Consider the following 24,438-nt stretch of genomic DNA (forward strand, 5'->3'; position numbering starts at 1 on the left):
GTCCTAGCCCTTCATCAGGTCTACGTTCTCGACCGAGATATCTCTGCGGTTCCGGAAGTAGACGACCAGGATGGCAAGACCGACGGCAGCCTCAGCGGCAGCAACCGTCAACACAAGCATGGCGAAGATCTGTCCGGCGATTGTACCGGAGAAGACCGAGAAGGCGACCAGGTTAAGGTTCACCGAAAGCAGGATCAGCTCGATCGCCATCAGGATGACGATGATATTTTTCCGGTTCACGAAGATACCCACCACCCCGATCGTAAACAGGGCGGCCGACACCGCGAGATAATGGGAAAGCCCGAGTTCCATAGGTATCAGATCCCCTGCCCCGGCTTGGGGTCCTTCAGTTCATAGGCATCGCCGCGGCGGCGCGACGTCTGCTTGGCAATGTTCTGGCGTTTCACATGTGGGCGGTGGCGCAGCGTCAGGACGATGGCACCAATCATCGCAACCAGCAGCACGATCCCGGCCAGCTGGAACAACAGCATGTATTCTGTGTACATTACCTGTCCGATGGCTTCCGCGTTGGTATCAGCCCCCGGTGCAGCGTCGAAGGAGTCCGGCAGCGATTGCACGCCGAAGACCGAAGCCATGACGATTTCAGCCGCGAACACGATGCCAACCAGCATCGCAAACGGCCAGTATTTCAGTGTGCCGTCTTTCAGCTCGACGAAGTCCACGTCGAGCATCATGACGACGAACAGGAACAACACCGCGACGGCGCCGACATAGACGACGACCAGCAGCATGGCGATGAATTCCGCCCCAATCAGGACGAACAGACCCGCAGCCGAGAAAAAGGCGAGGATCAGCCACAGCACGGAGTGGACGGGGTTCCGCGCCATGATGACCATTAGCGCTGACACGAGCGTCACCGCAGCCATCAGGTAGAATGCGATCAGTGCCACAGCCCTCTGACCCCTCTTGTGTTTGGGACGATCAGGCGTCCCGGTTACTCATTAGCGGCGCGCCCTAGCGATAGGGTGCGTCCAGTTCCAAATTCTTCGCGATGAGACGTTCCCAGCGGTCGCCGTTCGCGAGCAGGCGGTCCTTGTCGTAGAACAGCTCCTCGCGGGTTTCGGTCGCGAATTCGAAGTTCGGCCCTTCGACGATGGCATCCACCGGGCAGGCTTCCTGACAGAAGCCGCAATAGATGCATTTCACCATGTCGATGTCATAGCGCGTCGTGCGGCGGGCGCCGTCTTCGCGCGGTTCGGCCTCGATGGTGATGGCCTGTGCGGGGCAGATTGCTTCGCACAGCTTGCAGGCGATGCAGCGTTCTTCACCCGATGCGTAACGGCGCAGCGCATGTTCCCCACGGAAACGCGGCGACAGCGGGTTCTTCTCGAACGGATAGTTCACGGTGGCCTTGCGGCGGAACATTTCCAGCGTGGCCAGCCAGAGGGCCCCGAGGAAATCGGTCAGCAGCGCGCCGCGGATGGTCTGCGCGAGGCTCATGACTGCACTCCCATGTAAGCGACATAACCGCCAACCACGAGAACGGCGACAAGCGAGGTCGGCAGGAAGATCTTCCAGCCAAGACGCATCAGCTGGTCATAGCGGTAGCGCGGCACGATGGCCTTCACCATCGCGAAGAGGAAGAAGAAGAAGAAGGTCTTGAACATGAACCAGAACAGCCCGGAGAAGCTGGTCAGGAACGGGTGGTCGCGGACAAAATCATCCCCCAGGGCAACCGGGCCATGCCAGCCGCCGAGGAACAGGATCGTCATCATCGCGCACATCAGGACGATGTTCAGGTATTCGCCGAGCATGAAGAGCAGGTACGGCGTGGAGCCATACTCGACCTGGTATCCGGCAACGAGTTCGGATTCCGCTTCCGGCAGGTCGAAAGGCGGACGGTTCGTTTCAGCAAGGGCCGAGACGAAGAAAATGACGAACATCGGCACCATCACCACGATCAGCGGGAAGTTCTGGAAGCTGAAGACGTGCCAGTACCAAAAACCACCATCCTGGTTGTTGACGATGTCGGTCAGATTCATGGAGCCGACCATCAGGATCACCGTGATGATCACGAAACCAATGGAGACTTCATACGAGACCATCTGGGCCGCGGAACGGAGCGCGCCGAGGAACGGGTATTTCGAGTTCGAGGCCCAGCCGCCCATTATGATGCCGTAGACACCGAGGGAGCTGATGGCGAAGAGGTAGAGGATCCCGACATTGAGGTTCGAGATCACCCAGCTGGTGCCGCTGACCGTGCCGGGCGCGACCGGGATGGCCGACCAAGCCGCGAAGGCCAGCGTACAGGTCAGGATCGGCGCAAACAGGAAGACGAACTTGTTCGCGCCCGCCGGGATGACGATCTCTTTCAGGAGGAACTTCCCGAAGTCCGCAAAAGACTGGAGCAGGCCGAACGGACCGACCACGTTCGGGCCTTTCCGCATCATCACGCCGGCCCAGACCTTGCGGTCCAACAGAAGCAGGAATGCGATCGAGAGAAGCAGGACCAGCGTGAACAGGCCGATCTGGCCGAGGACCATCAAGGGGCCCCAAAACTGTCCCATAGACTCGATGTAGTTACTCATGGCGCCCGCCCTACTCCGCTGCTACCGGAGTGTCCAGCGCTGTCGCCAGCGCAGAGCATTCCGCCATGGTTTTCGATGCCCGGGCGATCGGATTGGTCAGATAAAAGTCCCCGATCACCGGCTTGAACGGTGCGCTGGAGAGGCTGCCAGCCGCTTCCGGAACAGCCTTCAGTGCCTCAGCCCCTGCCGCGCCTGGCGCGTAGCCGATCCCCGCAAACACTTCATTTTCCCGCAGGCCTTCGCGCAGCGCGTCGACCGTGTCGTAAGGCAAGGTCTTCCCCATCACGTCAGACAGCGCACGGAAGATCGCCCAGCCTTCGCGTGCCTCACCTTTCGGCTGGACCGCTTTGGAGGTGACCTGCACGCGGCCTTCGGTGTTCACGAAGGTCGCGGCCATCTCGGTGTAGGTTGCCGCCGGCAGGATGATGTCGGCGCGGCTGGCCCCCGCATCGCCATGCGAGCCGACATAGATGACCGTTGCGGCCGATGTCTTGGAAAGGTCGACTTCGTCTGCGCCGAGCAGGACAATCGTTTCCATGCCGCCGCCAAGAATGTCAGCCGTTGCTCGACCGCCTTCGACCGGCACGAAGCCGACATCCAGCGCGCCAACGCGGCCAGCTGCATTGTGGAGCACGCCAAAGCCTGCCCAATCATCGGCAATCGCGCCGGTCTCATTGGCCAGCTTGATCGCCGCGGCCAGGACAGCGTCGCCCTCCTCATGCAGCAGCGCGCCTTCGCCGAGCACGATCATCGGGCGCTTGGCGCCTTTGAGGAACTCAGCGGTCTCGGCCTTGGCCAGCGCGTCAGCACTGTTGCCGAGATGTGTGTAATCATAGGTCAGGTCTGCGGCTTCGCCGACCAGGGCGACCTTCAGGTCGGCCCAGAGCCAGGTCTTGCGGATGCGGGCGTTCCAGACAGCTGCTTCGACGCGTGGATTGACGCCGACGAGCAGCAACGCGTCCGCCTCTTCCACACCGGCCAGCGTCGGGTTCAGGATGTAATGCTCACGCACGCCATCCGTGCCGTACTTGGCGCCTGCCGGACGGCAGTCTGTGTTCTGCACGCCGAGCGAGCGGAACAGGTCGAGCGCGGCTTTCGCCTGCTCAACCTCGATCAGGTCGCCAGCCACGACGCCGATCCGCTCTGCCGGCTTCGACAGCGCCGTATTCACGGCCGCAAAAGCTTCAGCCCAGGTTGCCGGCTTCAGGCGGCCATCGACGCGGACATAAGGCTTGTCGAGGCGCTGGCGGGCGAGACCGTCCCACACGAAGCGGGATTTGTCTGAGAGCCACTCCTCGTTAATGTCTTCGTGCACTTCCGGCATGATGCGCATCACGCCGTCGCCCTTGGCGTCAACGCGGATCGAGGCGCCCATGGCGTCCATCACGTCGATGGAGGACGTCTTGCGCAGCTCCCACGGGCGCGCATTGAACGCGTAAGGCTTTGAGGTCAGCGCGCCGACCGGGCAAAGGTCGATCACGTTGCCGGAAAGTTCAGATGTCAGATTTTTCTCAAGATAGGTGGTGATCTCGGCGCTCTCGCCGCGCGAAATCATGCCGATCTCTTCCACGCCGCCGACTTCGGCGACGAAGCGGACGCAGCGCGTGCACTGAATGCAGCGGGTCATGATCGTCTTGACCAGCGGACCCATATTCTTGTCTTCAACGGCGCGCTTGTTCTCTTCGTAGCGGCTGCCGGCACGGCCATAGGCCACCGCCTGGTCCTGCAGGTCGCACTCGCCGCCCTGGTCGCAGATCGGGCAATCCAGCGGGTGGTTGATGAGCAGGAACTCCATCACACCATTGCGGGCCTTTTCGACATACGGACCCTTGGTGCGGATGTTCGGCGCAGAGCCATCGCGGTTGGGGCGCATGTCGCCGACATTTTGCGCACAGGACGCAATCGGCTTCGGCGCGCCTTCCCATTCCACGAGGCACATGCGGCAGTTGCCCGCCACGGACAGGCGCTCGTGATAGCAGAAGCGCGGGATCTCGGCGCCGGCTTCCTCACACGCCTGCATCAGCGTGTAGGACTTTGGAACCTCGATTTCCTTGCCGTCGATATTGATTTTGAACAGATCGGACATGGCCCCCTACTCCGCCGCGACGACTGCGCCCTGCACCATGGCGCGCGGCAGTCTGTACTGGTTGATGCGGTCTTCAATTTCTGGACGGAAGTGACGGATCAGGCCCTGGATCGGCCAGGCCGCTGCGTCACCTAGGGCGCAGATCGTGTGGCCTTCCACCTGCTTGGTCACGTCCAGCAGCGTGTCGATCTCGTCATGCTCGGCTTCGCCCTTCGCCATGCGCTCCATCACGCGCCACATCCAGCCGGTGCCTTCACGGCACGGCGTGCACTGGCCGCAGGATTCATGCTTGTAGAAGTAAGCGAGGCGGGCAATCGCCTTGATGAGATCGGTGTCCTTGTCCATCACGATCACGGCCGCCGTGCCGAGACCGGACTTCAGGTCACGCAGCGTATCGAAGTCCATATAGGCGTCCATGATCTGCTCGGCAGGCACCATCGGCACCGACGACCCGCCCGGAATCACAGCCTTCAGATTGTCCCAGCCGCCACGGATGCCGCCGCAATGGGTATCGATCAGCTCACGGAAGGTGATCGACATTTCTTCTTCGACATTGCACGGCTTGTTCACGTGGCCGGAGATGCAGAACAGCTTGGTGCCCGTATTGTTCGGGCGGCCGAAACCAGCGAACCACTCGGCGCCGCGGCGCAGGATCGTGCCGGCGACAGCAATCGACTCGACGTTGTTCACAGTGGTCGGGCAGCCATAGAGACCGGCATTGGCCGGGAATGGCGGCTTCAGGCGCGGTTGGCCCTTCTTGCCTTCCAGGCTCTCCAGCAGCGCGGTTTCCTCACCGCAGATATAGGCACCGGCGCCATGGTGGACGTAGAGATCGAAATCCCAGCCGTTCACATTGTTCTGGCCGATCAGCTTCGCCTCATAAGCTTCCTTGACGGCTTTCTCGAGCGCGTGACGCTCGTTGATGTATTCGCCGCGCAGGTAGACGTAGCATTTGTGCGCGCGCATCGCGCGGCTGGCGATCATACAGCCTTCGATCAGCAGGTGCGGATCGTGGCGCATGATTTCACGGTCTTTACAGGTGCCGGGCTCTGACTCGTCAGCGTTCACGACGAGGTAGTGCGGACGGTCGCGCAATTCCTTCGGCATGAAGGTCCACTTCAGGCCGGTCGGGAAGCCGGCGCCGCCACGGCCACGCAGACCGGACGCCTTGATCTGGTCGCAGATCCAGTCCGGACCCTGGTCCAGGATTTCCTTGGTGAGATGCCACGCACCCCGCTTCTTCGCCGCGTCGAGTTCGGGCGAATGAAGACCGTACAGGTTCGTGAAGATGCGATCTTTGTCCTGCAACATCGCTTATTCCTCGCCGTCTTTTTTCTTGCCGTCGATCAGCGTCGTCTTGCCAGCCGTCGGCTCTTCACGCTTGGTGTTGGTCGGCGGCGCAGCGTCGGGCTTGCCTGCGGCTTCCGCCTCTGCGGGCGTTGCGGATGGCAGGTTCGGCAGTGTCGAGATCGAGTTCTTGCTGCCATCGAACAGGGACGGATCGGTCAGCGTCGTAGCACCGCCTTCCGGCGCGCTGTTCACGCGGTCGATCTGCGGGCCCGGCTGGACCTCGACACCGTTCTTCAGCTTTCCGAGGATCTGCGACAGGGATTCTGGCGTCAGGTCTTCGTAATAGTCGTCATTGATCTGCACCATCGGTGCATTCACGCAGGCGCCGAGGCACTCGACCTCTTCCCAGGACAGGCGGCCATCGTCGGTGACGTACATGATGTCGCCGATTTCCTTCTGGCAAACTTCCTTCAGCTTCTCTGCTCCGCGCAGCTGGCACGGGGTCGTTCCGCAGAGCTGGACGTGGAATTTGCCGACCGGTTGGAGGCGGAACATCGTGTAGAAGGTCGCGACCTCGTAGACGCGGATATAGGGCATTTCCAGCCGGTCCGCGACTTCGCGCATGGCAGGCTCGGACAGCCAGCCATTATTGTCCTTCTGGGCAAGCCACAGCATGGGGATGACGGCCGAGCGCTGCTTGTCCGCCGGGTACTTGCCCCGCCAGAACGCAATCTTCTCTTCCGTTTCCGGCTTGAAGGCGAACGTGTCGCCACCAGCCTCAAGATCAAAACGGCGCAGTGCCACTACTCGATCCTTCCTGCAAAATACATTTCGGTTTCATCCTGAGACGGATGAATAAATTGTGCGCTGGGCACGAAATCTCTGGCTGCGTTCACACACATCTCAAGCCGTCCCCCGCGCGAAGTCGACGCGCGCGATCTTGTCATCGCGGATCGTGTAGATCGCAGCGACCTGGAACTGGTCCCCGCCCGGAGCGCGCGTCACGTCTTCATGAAGGATCACGGTGGAGCCCAGATCCATCTCGTTGACGATTGTCGCCTTGTTTTCCGGGAACTGCGCAAACAGCTCCAGATGACGTGCGCGGATTTCCTCGACGCCGGCCTGCGTGATGTCACCGTTCAGGCCGCCAAGCACGGCGTCCTCGGTGTAACATTCGAGGAAAGCCTCAATGTCCTGCCGGTTATAGGCATCCAGCTGGCGCTGAACGAGTCCTGACGACGTGCTCACCGGTCGATCTCCCCGAACACGATGTCGAGAGACCCGAGGATCGCGGACACGTCAGCCAGCATGTAACCCCGGCACAGGTGGTCCATCGCCTGGAGGTGCGGATAGCCCGGCGCGCGGATCTTCGCGCGATACGGCCGGTTCGTGCCGTCGGACACGAGATACACGCCGAATTCGCCCTTCGGTGCCTCGATGGCGGCGTAGCACTCCCCTTCCGGAACGTGAAAACCTTCCGTGTACAGCTTGAAGTGATGGATCAGTGCTTCCATCGAGTTCTTCATCTCGGCGCGGCGTGGCGGCGAGACTTTCGAACCTTTCAGGAGGACCGGTCCCGGCCCTTCGCGGTTCATGATGTCGATGCATTGCTGCATGATCTTGGTCGACTCACGCATCTCTTCCATGCGGCAGACATAGCGATCGTAATTGTCGCCGTTCTTGCCGACCGGAATCTTGAAGTCGAGTTCGGAGTAGCACTCATAGGGCTGCGCGCGGCGCAGGTCCCAGGCATAGCCCGAGCCGCGGACCATCACGCCGGAGAAGCCCCAGTCCATGATCGTTTTCTCATCGACGATGCCGATGTCGACATTGCGCTGCTTGAAAATGCGGTTCTCAGTTACGAGGCCTTCCAGCTGGTCCAGCTTGCCGGGGAACTGCTCGCACCATTCCGAAATGTCGTCGAGCAGCGCCTGCGGCAGGTCCTGGTGGACACCGCCCGGGCGGAAAAAGGCGGCGTGCATCCGGCTGCCGGAAGCGCGTTCGTAGAACACGCAGAGTTTTTCACGCTCTTCGAAGGCCCAGGTGATCGGCGTCAGCGCGCCGACGTCCAGCACCTGCGAACCGATGTTCAGCAGGTGGGACATGATACGGCCAAGCTCGGAATAGAGCACGCGGATAAGGCTGCCGCGGCGGGGCGGCTCGATGCCCAGGAGTTTCTCGATGGCCAGGCACCAGGCATGCTCCTGGTTCATCGGCGCGCAGTAATCGAGCCGGTCGAAATACGGCATTCCCTGCAGGTAGGTTTTATATTCGATCAGCTTTTCGGTACCGCGATGCAGGAGGCCGATGTGCGGGTCGACGCGCGTGACGATCTCGCCATCAAGGTCGAGGATCATGCGCAGCACGCCGTGAGCTGCAGGGTGCTGGGGCCCGAAGTTCAGCGTGAACTTGCGGTCCTCCATTTCGGAGATGTGAGCGGTGTCAGCCATTGTCTTAAGACTCCGTCGCTTTCTCGTCGCCCGGGATCTGGCCCGGAATCTGGGACGTCATGCCCTCCCAGGGGGAGAGGAAGTCAAAGTTGCGGAATTCCTGAACCAGCTGCACCGGCTCGTAGACCACCTTCTTCTCGAGGTCGTCGTAACGGACTTCGTAATTGCCGGTCAGCGGGAAGTCCTTGCGCAGCGGATAACCCTCGAAACCATAGTCGGTGAGGATGCGGCGCAGGTCCGGGTGATCGGCGAACTGGATGCCATACATGTCGAAGGCTTCGCGCTCGAACCAGTTGGCGGCCGGCCACACGGCGCAGGCGCTCGGCACAGCGGTATCCTCATCGGTCGACACGCGCACCCGCACGCGGTGGTTCAGGTGCATGGACAACAGGTGATAGACCACTTCGAAACGCTCGGCGCGCTCCGGATAATCGACGCCGCAAATGTCGACCAGCGTTTCGAAATCGCATTGCGGGTCTTCGCGCAGGAAGCGCAGCAGGCCCACAATGTGGTCGCGCTCGGCCATCACGACCAGCTCGTCCATATTGATGTGGAAGCTCTTCACCGCATCCGCGCGCGAAGCGGAGATATGCTCGCCGAGATCCTTGAGGGCGTCGATGGCGTCCTGGTCCAACATGTCTTTCCCCTAGCGCTCCAGCGAGCCTTCCCGGCGGATCTTCTTCTGCAGCTGCAGGAAGCCGTACACGAGAGCCTCAGCGGTGGGCGGACAGCCCGGAATATAGATGTCGACCGGGACGATCCGGTCACAGCCGCGAACGACGCTGTAGCTGTAATGATAATAGCCGCCGCCATTGGCGCAGCTGCCCATCGAGATCACGTAGCGCGGCTCTGGCATCTGGTCGTAGACCTTGCGCAGGGCCGGAGCCATCTTGTTGGTCAGCGTGCCGGCGACGATCATGACGTCCGACTGGCGGGGTGAACCGCGCGGCGCCATGCCGAAGCGCTCAAGGTCGTAGCGCGGGTTACCGGCGTGCATCATTTCAACTGCGCAGCAGGCGAGACCGAAGGTCATCCACATCAGCGAACCGGTGCGCGCCCAGGCGATCAGGTCGTCTGCGGCGGCAGTGAAATAGCCTTTGTCGGCCAGCTGGTCGGACAGGCCGGAATAGAACGGATCGTCCTGTCCGGGCTTGAAACCGCCCTCGACGCCCGAACGGGCGCCGCCCAGCGCATATGTCTTGAACTCTTCGGCCATTATTCCCACTCCAGCGCGCCACGGCGCCATTCGTAGATGAAGCCAACGGTCAGAACGCCCAGGAAGACGACCATCGACCAGAAGCCAACCAGACCGATCGTGCCGAGGCTGATCGCCCACGGGAACAGGAAGGCCACTTCAAGGTCGAAGATGATGAAAAGAATGGCGACCAGGTAGAACCGGACGTCGAACTTCATGCGGGCATCGTCGAAAGCGGGGAAACCGCACTCATAGGCGGAATTTTTCTCAGGGTCGGGTTCGGATGGTGCCAACAGCAGTGAACCGACAATGAAAAGGCCCGAAATCGCTGCACCGAGCACCAGAAAGATGATCACCGGTAGATAGTCGAGCGCCAGCCGTTCGATGTCCGACATGAGAGAGGGCCTCCTAGCCTGTGCTGGCGCCGGATTAGGACGGTTTTGCCATCCACGCAACACATCCACGCCACATAACGGTGAGACTTATCTTAAAGTCTGCATTCGGCCACCTCACGAGGCCCGATGTGCGGCTGTGCGTCACGGCTAATGGCCCTGTTTGCCCGTCCGGAAGGCAGCCCTGCCCCCAAATTCCCGCTAGTCGGGCGAAACACCCAGCGACTCAACAGTGCTGATGGTCAGGTACCCCACCGGCAGGCCGTTCTTTTCCTGCCAGTCTTCCATTGCATCCAGCGTTGCGGGGCCGAATACGCCGTCAGCCTGTACCTTGTAGCCTTTTGACGCCAGGGCGCGCTGGACTTCGGCAATCTTCGCCTTGGTTGCATTGGAATCGCAGAGCACTTCCCGCCATTCCACGGTCCCGCCACCTGTTACGGTCTTTATTTCGATTGTCTTGTAAGTCGCCGGAACGACGATCGTTTCCTGTTGTTCCGGCGTCACAAGGCGCTGGACTTCGACCTCTTCATATTCGGCCGGAACGATTTCCTCGATCACTCGGGCGGGCTCACGCAGCGCCTGGCGCTCAACAGTGCGGAAACGGGCCGGAATCACCCCGGTCTCGACACGCTCGGGCGATTTCAGGCGTGTTCGCGTGACGGTTTCATACTGGGCGGGCACCTCGACGCGGCACAGAACTTCACCCGTGGCAGGGGTGATATTGTCCTCGCCGGATTGCTGCCGGCCGAAAAGCCCGGTGCCCGGTTTCCAGGTAATATAAGACGGGCGGATCAGAACCTGCTCGGTAAATGTCTCGTATTCTGCAGGAATCACGACAGTTTCGGTCTGTTCCGGCACGATGAGCAACTGTTCGGTCTCGATCTCGTAGACCGGCGGCACCACCCGGTAAGTCAGCGCCTGTTCCTTCACCAGCACCCGCTCCACGACAGTTTCGAACGTCGCGGGGATGACGCGGGCTTCGGTATGTTCAGGCTGGTCCAGCACCTGTTCGGTCTGGATCTCATAGGTTTCAGGGATCAGCACCCGCGCATAACAGGATCCAGGCTCCGCGTCGGCCGGATAGTCTCCGGTTCCCTGCGCTGTCGCCACTCCCGCAAGCACCAGCGATGCTGCCGACAGGGTGAGAATTCTGCTCATTCCATGTCCCCTTCCTGAAAACTGCTTCCTTCTGGAAACAGCAGGCCACTTTCTACCTAACCTACCCGGAAACACTCGGCCACACCGTTCACCAATACGATGCGCATCCAGCGCATTCCATTGAACCGGGGCCTCCTGTCACAGGGGGTGGCAAACCAGCCGGTTCGGCGTATTAGGGGCGCGAACAAACAGGCCCTCATCATACGGCCCGAACCACTCAGGAATGCGCGCATGATCCCTCGTTATACCCGTCCCGAAATGGCCGCCATCTGGTCTCCTGAAGCCCGCTTCGGCATCTGGCTTGAAATCGAGACGCTCGCTGCGGAAGCGATGGAAAATCTCGGCATCATTCCGGAAGGCACCACGGCCGCGGTTCGCGAGAAAGCCGCCTTCGAAGTGGACCGGATCGACGAAATCGAACGGGAAGTGAAGCATGACGTCATCGCCTTCCTGACAAATGTCGCGGAGCATGTTGGCGAGCCTGCCCGTTTCCTGCACCTAGGCATGACCTCTTCCGACGTGCTCGATACCTGCCTGAACGTGCAGATGGTGCGCGCCGCAGACCTGCTGCTGACCGGAATCGACCGTGTGCTGGCCGCTCTTGAGAAGCGCGCCTTCGAACACAAGTTGACCCCGACCATCGGGCGCAGCCACGGCATCCATGCAGAGCCAACCACGTTTGGCGTGAAGCTCGCCACCTTCCATGCCGAGTTCCAGCGCGCCCGCACACGCCTGCTGATCGCCCGGGAAGAAGTCGCCACCTGCGCCATCTCCGGCGCTGTCGGCACCTTCGCTAACATTGACCCGAAAATCGAAGCGCACGTTGCCGAAAAGCTGGGTCTCGCCATCGAGCCCGTCTCGACACAGGTCATCCCGCGCGACCGTCACGCCATGTATTTCGCTGTGCTGGGCGTGATCGCCTCCTCGGTCGAACGCCTTGCCACCGAAGTGCGCCACCTTCAGCGCACGGAAGTGCTGGAAGCTGAGGAATTTTTCTCGGCCGGCCAGAAAGGCTCGTCCGCCATGCCGCACAAGCGTAACCCGGTGCTGACCGAAAACCTGACCGGCCTTGCCCGCCTCGTGCGTTCCGCCGTGACCCCGGCTCTCGAAAACGTCGCCCTCTGGCATGAGCGCGATATCTCGCACTCCTCCGTCGAGCGCGGCATCGGCCCGGACGCCACCGTCCATCTCGACTTCGCTTTGCATCGCCTCGCCGGTGTGGTCGAAAACCTCGTCGTCTATCCGGAGCGGATGCTCAAGACGCTGAACTCCATGGGCGGCCTGCACAATTCGCAGCGCGTCCTGCTCGCCCTCGTCGAAGCCGGAAACAGCCGCGAGGATTCCTACCGCATGGTTCAGCGCAACGCGATGAAGACCTGGGGCGGAGAAGGCCCGCTTCTGGAACTGCTCCAGAAGGACGAAGACGTCATGGCGAAACTGACGAAGGAACAGATCGAGGACCTCTTCGACCTCGACTATCACTTCAAGCAGGTCGACACGATTTTTGAGCGCGTTTTCGGTCGCTCATAGTCGTCTGAAAGTCCGGACTGATCCGGCTTAGTCCGGTATGATCATGGCCTGATCATGAACTGATCGCGCTTAGCGCCTCTCTGGCTTTGCGCGAAATGCCTGCCCAGTCGCCGGATTCGACGTCAGCCTTGGTGGCAATCCAGGAACCGCCAACCGCCACGACATTTGGCAAGGCGAGGTAGTCACCCGCATTGTCGGCGCTGACGCCGCCCGTCGGCATGAACTGAAGATGCGGCAGCGGCCCGGCCAGCGCCTTGAGGGCTGGAACGCCGCCAGCAATGTTCGCCGGGAAAAGCTTCAGCAATTCAAAGCCTTCCTCATGACGGCTCATCGCCTCGCTCGCCGTCGCGATCCCGGGGATCAGCAATGGTTTGTGCTTGCCCAGCGCAGCCAGCAGCCCATGGCTCATCCCCGGCGAGACAAGGAAGTCCGCCCCCGCCTCCAGCGAATTGCGGACATCGTCGCCGTTCAGAACCGTCCCGGCCCCCACCAACAGCTCCGGCGCTGCCGCCTTCATCGCCGCAATCGCCCCAATCCCCGCTGGTGTGCGAAGTGTGACTTCTGCAATGGTCAAACCACCATCCAGCAATGCCTTCGCGAGCGGCGCGGCCTGCTCGACCGAACCGACCACCAACACCGGCACAACCGGCGCCTTGGCGGCTGCGAGCTTCAGCTCATTGAGAGAAGGCGTCATTTGCGTTGCTCCTGCTCGTAAAAGGCGGCCGCACCAATCAGCGGCGCTTGCGGATCTTTCATCAGCATGACGGGGCAATGCTCGAGAAAGCTGCTCATCGGACCACGCTCATGGAAACGCTCTATGGCTTCAGGCATGCGCAGGAAATCCGCGATCCGCTCAGTCACGCCGCCAGCCAGTACAACACCGCCAAGCGCACCATTTGCCAAAACCAGGTCACCCACTGCACCCATCACAGTGCAGGCACGCACGAGGATCAGCTGGTAGAACATCTCATCGCCTGCATCGGCGCGCTGGCGCATCTCGGCAGGCGATAAATCCTCGACTGGGCGATCATAGATTTCGCAGAACGCCTCATGCACGGGCTGCAGACCGGTGCCGGATGAAACAAGCTCATTGGAAACATAGCCGAACTTCCGAAGCAGGATTTGAGTCAGCTGGAATTCAATATCGGTGCGGGGCGCAAAAGCGATATGGCCACCCTCGCCTGTCAACACATGCCAGTTACCGGCTTCAGGTATGAGCGTGGCGACGCCGAACCCGGTGCCCGGCCCGGCAACGATAATCGGCGCGTCCGGTTCTGGCTTGCCGGGCAGGATATTCTCGAAATGTGCGCGATCGAACTCCGGCACGGCGCGCGCCATTGCAGTGAAATCATTGATCAGGCGAACATCTTCAAAACCGAAACGTTTTTGCAGTTTCTGTTCGGACACATGCCAGCCGCGATTGGTGAGGGTGACCTCACCATGCTGCACAGGGCCTGCCAAGGCGAAACATGCCCTGTTTACACGCGTATTCGAGCGATCGAGATATGACTTCAGCACCTCTTCGAACTGGTGGAAATCATCGCCGGCGAACTTTTCGAATTTATCGGCAACGATCTTTCCGTCCTGTCGGTGAGCAATGGAGAAGCGGACATTAGTCCCCCCGACGTCACCGACCAGAATTCTTTCTGCCAAGGATCAGTCCTCCTCAGATACGAAAGCGAACTGGCTGGCACCACTGTCAGCCGTTCCGCTCATCTGACGGAAATAGGAGAACATCTCACGGCCGAGGCCAACAGACGAGGCGTTCGGCCGGAACTCTGCCGGTTGGCGCGCTGCAAATTCGGATGGGTCTACCTTGATATCCAACGTTCCTCTCTCTGCGTCGAAAACGATGATGTCGCCGTCGCGGACACGCGCGAGCGGGCCACCGCGCGCAGCTTCCGGACTAACATGGATGGCGGATGGCACTTTGCCGCTCGCACCGGACATACGGCCATCCGTAACCAAGGCGACTTTGAAACCTCTGTCCTGCAGCACGCCGAGCGGAGGTGTCAGACTATGAAGTTCCGGCATTCCATTCGCCGCAGGTCCCTGGAAACGGACAACGGCGACAATATCACGGTCCAGCCGACCGGCTTCAAACGCTTCTTTCAAGGCTTCCTGGGATTCGAACACGACCGCTGGCGCTTCCAGGACACGCTTCTCCGGTTTCACGGCAGAGACCTTGGATACGCCACGGCCGAGAGGTCCGGTCATCAGGCGAAGACCGCCATCGGCAGAGAACGGATCGCTCGCAGGCCGGATAATCTCCAGATCACCGCTTTCTTCTGGAGCGGGGCGCCAGGAAACCTTGTCCCCATCCAGGAACGGCTCATGCGAATAGCCGGAGATTGGCCCTGCCACACCTTGCGCGTCACCATTCAGCAGGCCGGCACTCAGAAGTTCGCGGACGAGGAAGCCCATGCCACCCGCCGCATGGAAATGGTTCACATCGGCAGGCCCGTTCGGATAGATCCGTGTCAGGAGCGGTGTGACATGGCTGATTTCCGCAAAATCCTCCAGTGTGACAATGAGGCCCGCTGCCGCTGCCATGGCTGGAATATGCAGGGCATGATTGGTTGAACCGCCAGTCGCCATCAGGCCGACGATGCCGTTGACGATGGAGCGCTCGTCGATGATTTCGCCGGCTGGCAAGTAGCTGTCTCCTTGCGCCGTAATCTCTGCCGCCCGATGGGCCGCGGCTTTTGTGAGCGCCGTGCGAAGCGGCGTACCGGGATTGGTGAAAGCCGCCCCCGGCAAATGGAAGCCCATGACCTCCATCAACATCTGATTGGAGTTAGCCGTACCGTAGAAGGTGCAGGTGCCCTGCGCGTGGTAACTTTCTGCCTCAGCTTTCAACAGAGCGCTGCGGTCGACCTTGCCTTCTGCAAATAACTGACGGATACGGATTTTTTCTGGATTCGGGAGCCCGGACGGCATCGGTCCGGCAGGCACGAAAATAGATGGGATCCAGCCGAAGCGGAGTGCCGCGATCACGAGCCCTGGAACGATCTTGTCACAAACGCCAAGATGAAGGGCGGCATCAAACACGTCATGACTGAGCCCCACCGCAGATGCCATCGCGATGACGTCCCGTGAAAATAGCGACAGTTCCATGCCCTGCTGGCCTTGCGTAACTCCGTCGCACATGGCCGGAACACCGCCTGCCACCTGTGCCACGGCATTCACTTCGCGGGCGGCTTCACGGATGAGTTCCGGATAGTGCTCGAACGGTGCGTGGGCCGAGAGCATGTCGTTGTACGCGGTGATGATGCCAATGTTCGGCCAGCCTGCGCCAAGGAGATGGGTTTTCTCGATCACGGCGCACCCGGCCGAGGCGTGTGCCAGATTGCCTTCCGTCAGACGCTGCCGGGCAAACCCTTTCGGGCGCCGTGAACGGATCATTTCAAGATAGGCAGCGCGCGGCTCAGCTGATCTCTGGCGAATGCGCTCTGTGACTTCGGTGATCTTCGGATGCAATTTGGTCATCTAGGGGGCCCATATGATTGTGAGACGCGGACCGAGCTTGTCGATGGCATGGCGGACAGGCATTTCCATCGGATCTGCCTTCAATGCGCGCTCGAGAACATCCAGCTTCTCATTGCCGAACAACAACATCAACGCCATGCGCGCCGAGGTGACCGCTGGTCCGGTCAATGTCAGCCTCTGTGTATGGGAACCCGCAATCAGGCATCCGGTTGCATCAATAGCTGCAATCAATTCCCCATTCGAAGGCAACAACGCACTCTCAAGACCTTTGGACCCTGGGAACCAACTGGCTGTATGGCCGTCACTGCCCATGCCGAGAAGTATGACATCAATGGGTGAACAATGCGGCGTGTAAGCCGCGTTGCGATCCGCCACTGCGTCGTGCGGATTGGCGGCACGGGTCTTCATCGGCACCAGCCCCGCCGCGCCCGCCTTTCCTGTCAGCAGACGGGTCCGAACGAGCGACTCATTCGAAGCATCACTCTCCGTCGACACCCAACGCTCATCGACGAGACCGACGCTCACACTTTCCCACGGCAGCGCCCAGCCAGACAGGCGATCGAACAGCGGGCCCGGCGTCGAACCGCCGGACGTCATGAAATCCGCTCGCCCCCGATCTGCGATGGCGCGCTCCACTCCTCCCGCAACAAATTTCGCGGCAAAATCCAATGCGGCGTCGCGTGTTTCGAAGCGAGAGAGTTCATGCTTCATGGGGTCAGAGGCCTTCCCACCATGCGCGGTCGTCGCGGTCCATCAGCATAGCTGCGGCCAGTGGGCCATCGCTTCCGGCAGGATAAGGCTCCGGCGCATCGCCCGCCTGTTCCCAGGCTTCGATCAGGGAGTCGACCCACGCCCAGGCGGCTTCGACTTCTTCTTTGCGCATGAACAGGGACAGGTTCCCCCGCACCACATCCATAAGCAAACGCTCATAAGCATCCGGATAGCGGACCGTGAAACTCTCCGCATAAGACAGGTTGAGCGGCATGGATTTTACGCGCAGACCGCCGGGGCCGGGCTCCTTGATCTGCACAAACAGGCGTACGCCTTCATCAGGTTGCAGGCGGATGACCAGCCTGTTGGCCATGTCATTGCCTTCACCGAACAGAGAGTGCGGCGTTTTCTTGAACTGGATCACGATATCCGAATGCCGGTGTGACATGCGCTTGCCGGTGCGCAGGTAAAACGGCACGCCCGCCCAACGCCAATTGTCGATCCCGGCCTTGATCGCCACGAAGGTTTCGGTGGTGCTTTTCTCATCCCCTGAAAGCTCTTCGGCGTACCCCTTTACGGCTTCGCCTCCCTTCATGCCGGCCTTGTACTGACCCCGCACAGTCTGCTTCTTTGCGGCTTCGCCGTGAATGGGCATCAACGCATTGAGCACCTTGATCTTCTCGGTACGGACGTCGTCGTCTTCGAGCTGGTTTGGCGGTTCCATTGCCGTGAGGCAAAGGAGCTGCAACATGTGGTTTTGCACCATGTCCCGCAATGCGCCAGAGCGGTCGTAGTAGTCGGCCCGGCCTTCCAGGCCGAGATCTTCGGCAACAGTGATCTGGACATGGTCGATATAGTTCCGGGACCAGAGCGGTTCGAAGAGGATATTCCCGAACCGCAACACCATCAGATTTTGTACCGTCTCCTTGCCGAGATAATGGTCGATCCGGAATACCTGCCGCTCCGAGAAAACCGCGCCCACCCCATCATTGATCGTCCGGGCTGATTCAAGATCCGTTCCGATCGGCTTCTCCAGCACCACGCGCGTGTTGCTTGTCGCGAGGCCCTCCCGGCCAAGGGCGTTACAGATGTCGACATAAAGGCTGGGCGCCGTGGCCAGGTAAAAGACGCAGGCCCGGTCACCATCCATCGTCAGCTTGGATTTCAATTGCGGCCAGTCTGCCTTGGCGCTGGTGGCGTCAATCGAGACATAATGGATCAGTTTCTCGAACTTTTTCCATTCCTTGTCGTCCCAATTTTCACCGGTCGCTTTCTCGCAGGCTTCCCGCGCCATTGACCGATAGGCCTTGTCATCAAGATCAGAGCGGGCCGTTCCTACGATCGCGCTGTTTTCGGGAATCTGGCCATCCAGCCATCTATGAAAGAGTGCAGGCAGGAGCTTCCGGCGGGAAAGATCCCCCGTTCCCCCGAATATGACGATGTCGAAGGGGTCGACCGGTATGAATTTGGCCATGTCGAGCTCCTTTGGAGAGGCTGGCAAACGGGTTTCCTGTATTCTTGTTAGAGCAATCTGGACGCGCTGAAAAACTCTGGAACGACGGAATCATGCATCATCCCCAAAACGCCCAACAATTCAGATGAATTACACGTGATCTTCTTCCCAGGCAGCACTTAGCGCCTCAGGATCACGAATGTGTAAGGTGGCATGGTCCTCGCCTGCAAATCTATCGTGCTGCCGGTCTGCGACAGCACCGTGCCGCAAAGATCCGCCGACTCCGGTATCTCAACGGGCTCTGCACCGAGATTGAACAGGCAGGTCACCGTTTCCTCTTCGCATGTGCGGATCATGGTGAGCAAGGATACTGGGCCGTCCACAAATTCTACGTCTCCCCATCTCAGAGCCGGACTGCCTCTTCGCACTTCCAGGAGTTTTCGGGTGAAGTTCAGGACCGAGTCCGGGTCTTCGTCCTGCACGCCAACCGATAGATCAGGATGATCCGGCCCAACCGGCAGCCAGGGCTCAACCGAGGAAAATCCCGCATGCGGAGCCGCTCGCTTCCAAGGCATTGGCGTCCGCGCGCCATCACGGCCAAGCGTTCTTGGCCAGTTTGCGATGGCTTCCGGATCCTGCAGGGCTTCAAAGGGTACATCCACCTGAGTCAGGCCCAGTTCTTCGCCCTGATACAGGATCGGATTGCCCCGCAAGCACAGGAGAAGCGCGTTGGTCAACCTTGCAAACCGGGGACGCTCCGCCCCGTCATACCAACGGCTGACACAGCGCGGAGCGTCGTGGTTCGAGAAAGCCCATGACGGCCAGCCTTCTTCTATCGATCCTACCCAGTTTCCCTGCGACCGTCGCACACGCTTGGCTGTGAGCGTTGGAGCATAAAGGAAATCGAAGCTGTAGGCGGCCGTCAGCCGTTTATCGCCCCTTGTATAGGTGCGCATGGTGGGAAGAGGATCATCGCTTGCCACTTCGGCCACGGTGTAACGATCGCCGTATTCGTCCGTCAGCTTTCGAACCCGCTCCAGAAATCCCGGCACCTCTGGCCGGGACTGATTGTAGACGCGGCGCTGCAGATCAAACGGTCTGGTGATCGTCCGGCCAGTTGGATCCCAGGGCGGATTGTCCTGGAAGGCCTGATCATGCATGGCAAAATTGATCGCATCCAGCCGGAAGCCATCTACACCCTTGTCCAGCCAGAAACGCGCGGTGCCCAGCAAGGCATCCTGCACATCCGGATTGTGCACGTTCAACTGAGGTTGCTCCGGCAGGAAATTATGCATGAAGTATTGCTGACGCCGCGCATCCCATGTCCACGCGGCCCCGCCGAACACTGCTTGCCAGTTGTTGGGAGGCGTGCCGTCGGGCTTCGGATCCTTCCAGACATACCAGTCCGCCTTCGGATTGTCCCGGCTCTGGCGAGACTCCGTGAACCAGGCATGCTGGTCTGATGTGTGAGCGTAAACCTGGTCGATGACGACCTTCAGCCCGTACCCGTGGGCGCGGTTCAGAAGCCGATCAAAATCGTCCAGCGTCCCGAAGACGGAGTCCACGGCACAATAATCTGAGACATCGTAGCCGAAATCTTTCATGGGAGAGGCGAAGAAAGGCGAGATCCAGATCCCGTCCACACCGAGCGACGCGATATAATCCAGCTTCCGGGTGATCCCCTGCAGATCACCCACACCATCGCCATTGGTATCGAGATAAGACCGCGGATAGATCTGGTACAGCACTGCACCGCGCCACCATGGCTGTTCTGGTTGGCTCATGCCGTCATCTCCCGGGAAACCTTGTCTGCAATCATGATGGTGGGCGTATTGGTATTGCCGGATGTGATGGTTGGCATGACGGACGCATCGATCACGCGCAAGGCTTCCACGCCGATGACTCGTAAATCCTTGTCCACGACGGAATCTGCATCGTCCGGCCGTCCCATCTTCGCCGTACCGACCGGATGGAAGATGGTAGTTCCGATATCCCCGGCCGCTTTGGCCAGCGCAGCATCGTCATCGCCAACGGCAGGGCCGGGCAGAAACTCCTCCGGTGAGTATCGAGCCATTGCCGGTTGCTTCATAAGCTGCCGCGTCGCCCTTATCGCATCCGCAGCGACTTTCCGGTCTTCCTCCGTAGACAGATAGTTCGGTGCAATAATCGGCTTCGCCGCAGGATCCGGCGAAGCAATACGTATCTCGCCCCGTGACGTCGGACGCAAATTGCACGCGCTGACCGTAATGGCCGGAAACCGATGCAGCGGGTCCCCGAACTTGTCGAGCGAGAGCGGCTGAACGTGAAACTCGATGTTCGCGCGCGCCCGTCCGGCATCCGAGCGCGTAAAAATACCAAGCTGCGACGGCGCCATGGTGAGCGGTCCGCGCCGCCGTACTGCATAGTCGAGCCCCATCAGGCCACGACGGAACAGATTGTGATAGGTCTCGTTCAACGTTCGCGCGCCGCTGACCCTGTAAATGGCACGTTGTTGCAAATGGTCCTGCAGGTTCCGGCCGACGCCTTGCAGATCCACTTGAACAGCCACACCCGCTGCCTTTAACACCTCTCCCGGCCCGATACCGGAGCGCTGCAGAACCTGCACAGATCCGATGGACCCGGCGCAGAGAATAATCTCTCCGCGGCATCTGGCCCGCCGACGCTCGCCCTCCTGCACGAATTCCACCACGGTCGCACGGCCATTTTCCAAGACCAGCCTGTCAGTGAGGCAGCCTGTCTCGACGCGCAGATTGTTCCGCGACATGGCGGGCTTCAGGAACCCCCGCGCCGCCGACCAGCGCACGCCGCCCTTCTGATTCACATGAAAATATGAGGAGCCTTCATTGTCCCCGGTGTTGAAGTCGCCGACCGGCTCAACGCCCATGTCCTGTGCGGCCTGACGCACGGCATCCAGAATGTCCCAGCGAACACGTGGCGCCTCGACACGCCACTCTCCACCAGTGCCATGTACGCCGCTTTCGCCAAGGAAATGATCCTCGATCCGCCGGAAAACGGGCAATACATCGTCCCATCCCCAGCCTGGAAGCCCGAGGCTTTTCCAATGATCATAGTCCGCTGCCTGCCCGCGCATCGAGATCATGGCATTGATGGCGGACGACCCGCCCAGGACCTTACCGCGCGGATAATTCAGCTTGCGGCCATTAAGGCCCGGCTCCGCCACAGTCTCGAACATCCAGTCGGACCGCGGGTTCCCAATCGCGAAGAGGTAGCCTACCGGGATATGGAACCAGATCCAGTTATCGCGGCCGCCCGCTTCCAGCAGCAAAACCCGCCGGTTACCAGATTCAGAAAGGCGGTTGGCCACGACGCAACCAGCAGAGCCAGCCCCCACAATGATGTGGTCGTACTCACCTTCCAGATCCGCCGTGCCGTTCAACCGCGCCTCCCGCCAATTGGGCCATTAGGCCGCAAGGGCCTGGCGCCGTCCACCCCTACCGAAGGGAGGCCAATACGCCGAACGGACTATCGGATGGCTTCCGTTCAGGCGCCTTCGACGCCTTGCCCAGCTTCGCCGCCGGCTGAGCTCCCTGGCGTTTCATGCTGAGGCCGATCCGCTTGCGCGCGGCATCCACTTCCAGAACGACAACATCCACGACCTGCCCCGTCTTTATCACGCTGTGCGGGTCTTTCACGAACGTGTCGGCCAGTTCGGAGATATGAACCAGGCCATCCTGGTGAACGCCGATATCCACGAACGCCCCGAAAGCGGTCACATTGGTGACGACTCCTTCCAGTCGCATACCCGGCTTAAGGTCACTCATCGTATCAACACCGTCCTTGAAGGTCGCTGTCTTGAATTCCGGACGCGGGTCACGCCCTGGCTTTTCCAGTTCGCTGAGAATGTCTTTCACGGTCGGCACACCGAATGTATCGTCGGCAAAGTCTTCCGCCTTCAGCTTCGACAGGAAGGCCTTATCGCCGATCAGGGCGGCCACTTTCCGGCCAGTTTTCTTCGCGATGCGCTCAACAACCGGATACGCTTCCGGGTGGACCGCCGAGGCATCCAGAGGGTTCTTACCATCCATGATGCGCAGGAAGCCAGCCGCCTGCTCAAAAGCCTTCGCGCCGAGGCGCGGTACCTTCTTCAGTTCACTGCGCGATTTGAACGGACCGTTCTTATCCCGGTAAGCCACGATATTCGACGCAATCGTCGCGTTGAGGCCCGCAACACGGGAAAGCAATGAGGCCGAGGCCGTGTTCACATCCACACCCACTGCGTTCACGCAGTCTTCGACCACGCCGTCGAGCGACTTTGCAAGCTGGCCCTGATCCACATCGTGCTGGTACTGGCCAACCCCGATGGCTTTGGGTTCGATCTTTACCAGTTCTGCCAACGGATCCTGCAGGCGCCGCGCGATGGAGACTGCCCCGCGGATGCTGACATCGAGGTCCGGGAATTCTCTCGCTGCCAGTTCCGAGGCCGAATAGACAGACGCCCCCGCTTCCGAAACCATCAGGCGCGTCAGGCCGAGATCCGGCATCTTGTCCGACAGGTCCGCGACCAGCTTATCGGTCTCGCGCCCGGCGGTTCCATTCCCGACACTGACGAGTTCCACTTTGTGCTTCTTGCAGAGCTTAGCCAGCGTCGTCAGGGCGCCGGTCCAATCCTTCTTAGGCTCGTGCGGATAGATCGTCGCCGTATCGATCAACTTGCCGGTCGAATCCACGACCGCGACCTTGCAGCCCGTCCGGATACCCGGATCGATCCCCATGACAACCTTGTGGCCAGCCGGTGCAGCCATCAACAGGTCTTTCATGTTGCGGGAAAAGACCCGGATCGCTTCGCCATCGGCCGAATCCTTCAACCGGTTGATGGACTCCCGCGAGCTGGACGGCTCCAGTTTGCTCTTCCAGGCCGCTTCCGCCGTTTCAATCAGCCACTCATCAGCGGCGCGTCCTTTCTTTGCAAAGCCGAATTCGGAACAAATTTCCCGCACGGCCGGATGATGGCGCGTATCCGTGTGAGGTACGTTCACCTTGATCCGCAAAATACCTTCCTTTTGTCCGCGCAGCATGGCGAGCGCACGGTGCGACGGCATCTTCTCGAACGGCTCATCAAAATCAAAATAATCGGCAAACTTGGCGCCTTCGGCCTCCTTGCCTTTCACGAGGGACGACCCGAGCTTGCCCTGCTTCCAGACAGTCTCCCGGATCTTGCGGGTCAGGCGCGGCGTTTCCGCAATCTTCTCGACGATGATCTCGCGTGCACCACTAAGGGCTGCGTCCGGTGTCTCGACGCCCTTCTTCTTGGAAACGAAGCTTTTGGCTTCCGCTTCCAGCGCAACCGCGGGGTTGGCAAGAATGCGCTCGGCCAGCGGTTCGAGGCCCGCCTCTTTAGCGATCGTCGCCTTGGTCCGGCGCTTCTGCTTGTAGGGGGCGTAGAGGTCTTCCAATGCCACTTTCGTCGTGGCTGCCATGATCTCTCGTTCCAGGTCCGGCGTAAGCTTGTCCTGCTGGCGGATGGCATCAAGGATCGTGTCACGGCGCTTTGCCAGCTCCGTCAGGTAATCCAGCCGCTCTGCGAGCGCCCGCAGCTGGGTGTCGTCCAGCCCGCCCGTACGTTCCTTCCGGTAGCGGGCTATGAAAGGCACTGTTGCCCCTTCACCGAGGAGCTCGATCACAGTCTCGACCTGGCGCTCGGATATGCCGAGTTCCGTCGCGATCAGTTTCGCAATCGACGGGACGGCAGATGTGCGGGGTTTTGCAGGCATGGAAAGATCGCCTTTCTGGCTGGAATTGACGGGTGCGCCGGATGACACAGGAACTGATCAATTCACCAGAAATCGTTCACACCTCGTTTACGCTTGAGCGTGGCGAGGCAATATTTTTGTGGAATGCACAGACAGGCGCTTACACACCGCATACGCGGTGGGTCCGGTCCTCGATTTCAGGAAATTTGCCTGGCAGGGGCAGCAGGACTCGAACCCGCGACCCTCGGTTTTGGAGACCGATGCTCTACCAACTGAGCTATACCCCTTCAGGCGAGGTGAGGGTTTGCCCGAAACTCCCCGCCACCGCAAGCCGGAAGGCTCAGCGAAAAGCCGTTTTTGGTGACCAGCCACCCCAAAGCAAAAAGGCCGCCCGGATTGGGCGGCCTTTTCGGTTCTATGAGGC

General features: G+C 60.4%; 22 protein-coding genes and 1 tRNA gene. 1 reads left to right on the top strand and 22 read right to left on the bottom strand.

All coding sequences use genetic code 11. The features are described 5' to 3' along the window. Positions 1 to 3: 3 nt before the first annotated feature. The 13 genes from nuoK to HY17_RS07430 form a co-directional block, all read right to left on the bottom strand. Positions 4 to 312, bottom strand: coding sequence for an NADH-quinone oxidoreductase subunit NuoK (nuoK, locus tag HY17_RS07370; protein ID WP_034765088.1), 309 nt, complete (start codon positions 310 to 312; stop codon positions 4 to 6). A gap of 5 nt (positions 313 to 317) precedes the next feature. Further along, on the bottom strand, positions 318 to 911 hold the full coding sequence (locus HY17_RS07375; RefSeq protein WP_081813031.1) for an NADH-quinone oxidoreductase subunit J: 594 nt from the start codon (positions 909 to 911) through the stop codon (positions 318 to 320). A 64-nt stretch (positions 912 to 975) separates the two neighbouring features. Then, entirely contained in the window at positions 976 to 1,461 is a 486-nt protein-coding gene (gene nuoI / locus HY17_RS07380; protein WP_034765091.1) for an NADH-quinone oxidoreductase subunit NuoI, read from the bottom strand. After that, on the bottom strand, positions 1,458 to 2,549 hold the full coding sequence (nuoH, locus tag HY17_RS07385) for an NADH-quinone oxidoreductase subunit NuoH (protein WP_034765093.1): 1,092 nt from the start codon (positions 2,547 to 2,549) through the stop codon (positions 1,458 to 1,460). The genes nuoI and nuoH overlap by 4 nt, the downstream gene beginning before the upstream one ends. Before the next feature lie 10 nt (positions 2,550 to 2,559). Next, positions 2,560 to 4,626, bottom strand: coding sequence for an NADH-quinone oxidoreductase subunit NuoG (gene nuoG, locus HY17_RS07390; RefSeq protein WP_034765226.1), 2,067 nt, complete (start codon positions 4,624 to 4,626; stop codon positions 2,560 to 2,562). Between the two features lie 15 nt (positions 4,627 to 4,641). Then, complete coding sequence (gene nuoF, locus HY17_RS07395) at positions 4,642 to 5,946, bottom strand: NADH-quinone oxidoreductase subunit NuoF (RefSeq protein WP_034765095.1); 1,305 nt, start codon at positions 5,944 to 5,946, stop codon at positions 4,642 to 4,644. Between the two features lie 3 nt (positions 5,947 to 5,949). Next, positions 5,950 to 6,729 carry an NADH-quinone oxidoreductase subunit NuoE gene (gene nuoE, locus HY17_RS07400; protein ID WP_051599813.1) on the bottom strand — a complete coding sequence of 260 codons (780 nt, stop codon included), beginning with the start codon at positions 6,727 to 6,729 and terminating at the stop codon, positions 5,950 to 5,952. 99 nt (positions 6,730 to 6,828) lie between these two features. After that, positions 6,829 to 7,173 carry an SgcJ/EcaC family oxidoreductase gene (locus HY17_RS07405; RefSeq protein WP_034765097.1) on the bottom strand — a complete coding sequence of 115 codons (345 nt, stop codon included), beginning with the start codon at positions 7,171 to 7,173 and terminating at the stop codon, positions 6,829 to 6,831. Next, positions 7,170 to 8,375 (bottom strand): NADH-quinone oxidoreductase subunit D, encoded by a 1,206-nt coding sequence (locus tag HY17_RS07410; protein WP_034765100.1) that lies wholly within the window; start codon positions 8,373 to 8,375, stop codon positions 7,170 to 7,172. The genes HY17_RS07405 and HY17_RS07410 overlap by 4 nt, the downstream gene beginning before the upstream one ends. Positions 8,376 to 8,379: 4 nt before the next feature. Next, the gene (locus HY17_RS07415) at positions 8,380 to 9,012 is read right to left on the bottom strand and encodes an NADH-quinone oxidoreductase subunit C (RefSeq protein ID WP_034765104.1); all 633 of its coding nucleotides are present in this window, start codon (positions 9,010 to 9,012) and stop codon (positions 8,380 to 8,382) included. A gap of 9 nt (positions 9,013 to 9,021) precedes the next feature. After that, positions 9,022 to 9,591, bottom strand: a complete 570-nt coding sequence (locus HY17_RS07420) for an NADH-quinone oxidoreductase subunit B family protein (RefSeq protein WP_034765109.1) — start codon at positions 9,589 to 9,591, stop codon at positions 9,022 to 9,024. Next, positions 9,591 to 9,965, bottom strand: a complete 375-nt coding sequence (locus tag HY17_RS07425) for an NADH-quinone oxidoreductase subunit A (protein ID WP_034765112.1) — start codon at positions 9,963 to 9,965, stop codon at positions 9,591 to 9,593. The genes HY17_RS07420 and HY17_RS07425 overlap by 1 nt, the downstream gene beginning before the upstream one ends. 198 nt (positions 9,966 to 10,163) lie before the next feature. After that, on the bottom strand, positions 10,164 to 11,120 hold the full coding sequence (locus tag HY17_RS07430) for a peptidoglycan-binding domain-containing protein (protein WP_034765116.1): 957 nt from the start codon (positions 11,118 to 11,120) through the stop codon (positions 10,164 to 10,166). A gap of 231 nt (positions 11,121 to 11,351) precedes the next feature. On the opposite strand from HY17_RS07430, the gene purB reads away from it, so the two are divergent. Beyond that, positions 11,352 to 12,650, top strand: a complete 1,299-nt coding sequence (gene purB, locus HY17_RS07435) for an adenylosuccinate lyase (RefSeq protein ID WP_034765119.1) — start codon at positions 11,352 to 11,354, stop codon at positions 12,648 to 12,650. A 52-nt stretch (positions 12,651 to 12,702) separates the two neighbouring features. Here the strand turns inward: purB and eda are convergent, their stop codons facing one another. The 9 genes from eda to HY17_RS07480 form a co-directional block, all read right to left on the bottom strand. Further along, complete coding sequence (gene eda / locus HY17_RS07440; protein ID WP_034765122.1) at positions 12,703 to 13,344, bottom strand: bifunctional 4-hydroxy-2-oxoglutarate aldolase/2-dehydro-3-deoxy-phosphogluconate aldolase; 642 nt, start codon at positions 13,342 to 13,344, stop codon at positions 12,703 to 12,705. Continuing rightward, complete coding sequence (locus HY17_RS07445; protein WP_034765124.1) at positions 13,341 to 14,303, bottom strand: glucokinase; 963 nt, start codon at positions 14,301 to 14,303, stop codon at positions 13,341 to 13,343. The genes eda and HY17_RS07445 overlap by 4 nt, the downstream gene beginning before the upstream one ends. 3 nt (positions 14,304 to 14,306) lie before the next feature. Then, a complete protein-coding gene (edd, locus tag HY17_RS07450; RefSeq protein WP_034765127.1) occupies positions 14,307 to 16,139 on the bottom strand; it encodes a phosphogluconate dehydratase in 1,833 nt (610 codons plus the stop codon). After that, the gene (gene pgl / locus HY17_RS07455; RefSeq protein ID WP_034765131.1) at positions 16,140 to 16,850 is read right to left on the bottom strand and encodes a 6-phosphogluconolactonase; all 711 of its coding nucleotides are present in this window, start codon (positions 16,848 to 16,850) and stop codon (positions 16,140 to 16,142) included. A gap of 4 nt (positions 16,851 to 16,854) precedes the next feature. Beyond that, positions 16,855 to 18,324 carry a glucose-6-phosphate dehydrogenase gene (gene zwf, locus HY17_RS07460; RefSeq protein WP_034765136.1) on the bottom strand — a complete coding sequence of 490 codons (1,470 nt, stop codon included), beginning with the start codon at positions 18,322 to 18,324 and terminating at the stop codon, positions 16,855 to 16,857. A 158-nt stretch (positions 18,325 to 18,482) separates the two neighbouring features. Beyond that, positions 18,483 to 20,087: an alpha-amylase family glycosyl hydrolase gene (locus HY17_RS07465; protein ID WP_034765139.1), complete on the bottom strand. Its 1,605-nt coding sequence runs from the start codon at positions 20,085 to 20,087 to the stop codon at positions 18,483 to 18,485. After that, positions 20,084 to 21,700, bottom strand: a complete 1,617-nt coding sequence (locus HY17_RS07470; protein ID WP_197020244.1) for a GMC family oxidoreductase — start codon at positions 21,698 to 21,700, stop codon at positions 20,084 to 20,086. The genes HY17_RS07465 and HY17_RS07470 overlap by 4 nt, the downstream gene beginning before the upstream one ends. A gap of 55 nt (positions 21,701 to 21,755) precedes the next feature. Continuing rightward, positions 21,756 to 24,035 (bottom strand): Tex family protein, encoded by a 2,280-nt coding sequence (locus HY17_RS07475; RefSeq protein WP_034765236.1) that lies wholly within the window; start codon positions 24,033 to 24,035, stop codon positions 21,756 to 21,758. Positions 24,036 to 24,225: 190 nt separating this feature from the next. Continuing rightward, positions 24,226 to 24,301 (bottom strand) — tRNA-Trp (locus tag HY17_RS07480). Positions 24,302 to 24,438: the final 137 nt, after the last annotated feature.

The sequence above is a fragment of the Hyphomonas sp. CY54-11-8 genome, from assembly GCF_000682735.1.
Classification (GTDB): domain Bacteria; phylum Pseudomonadota; class Alphaproteobacteria; order Caulobacterales; family Hyphomonadaceae; genus Hyphomonas.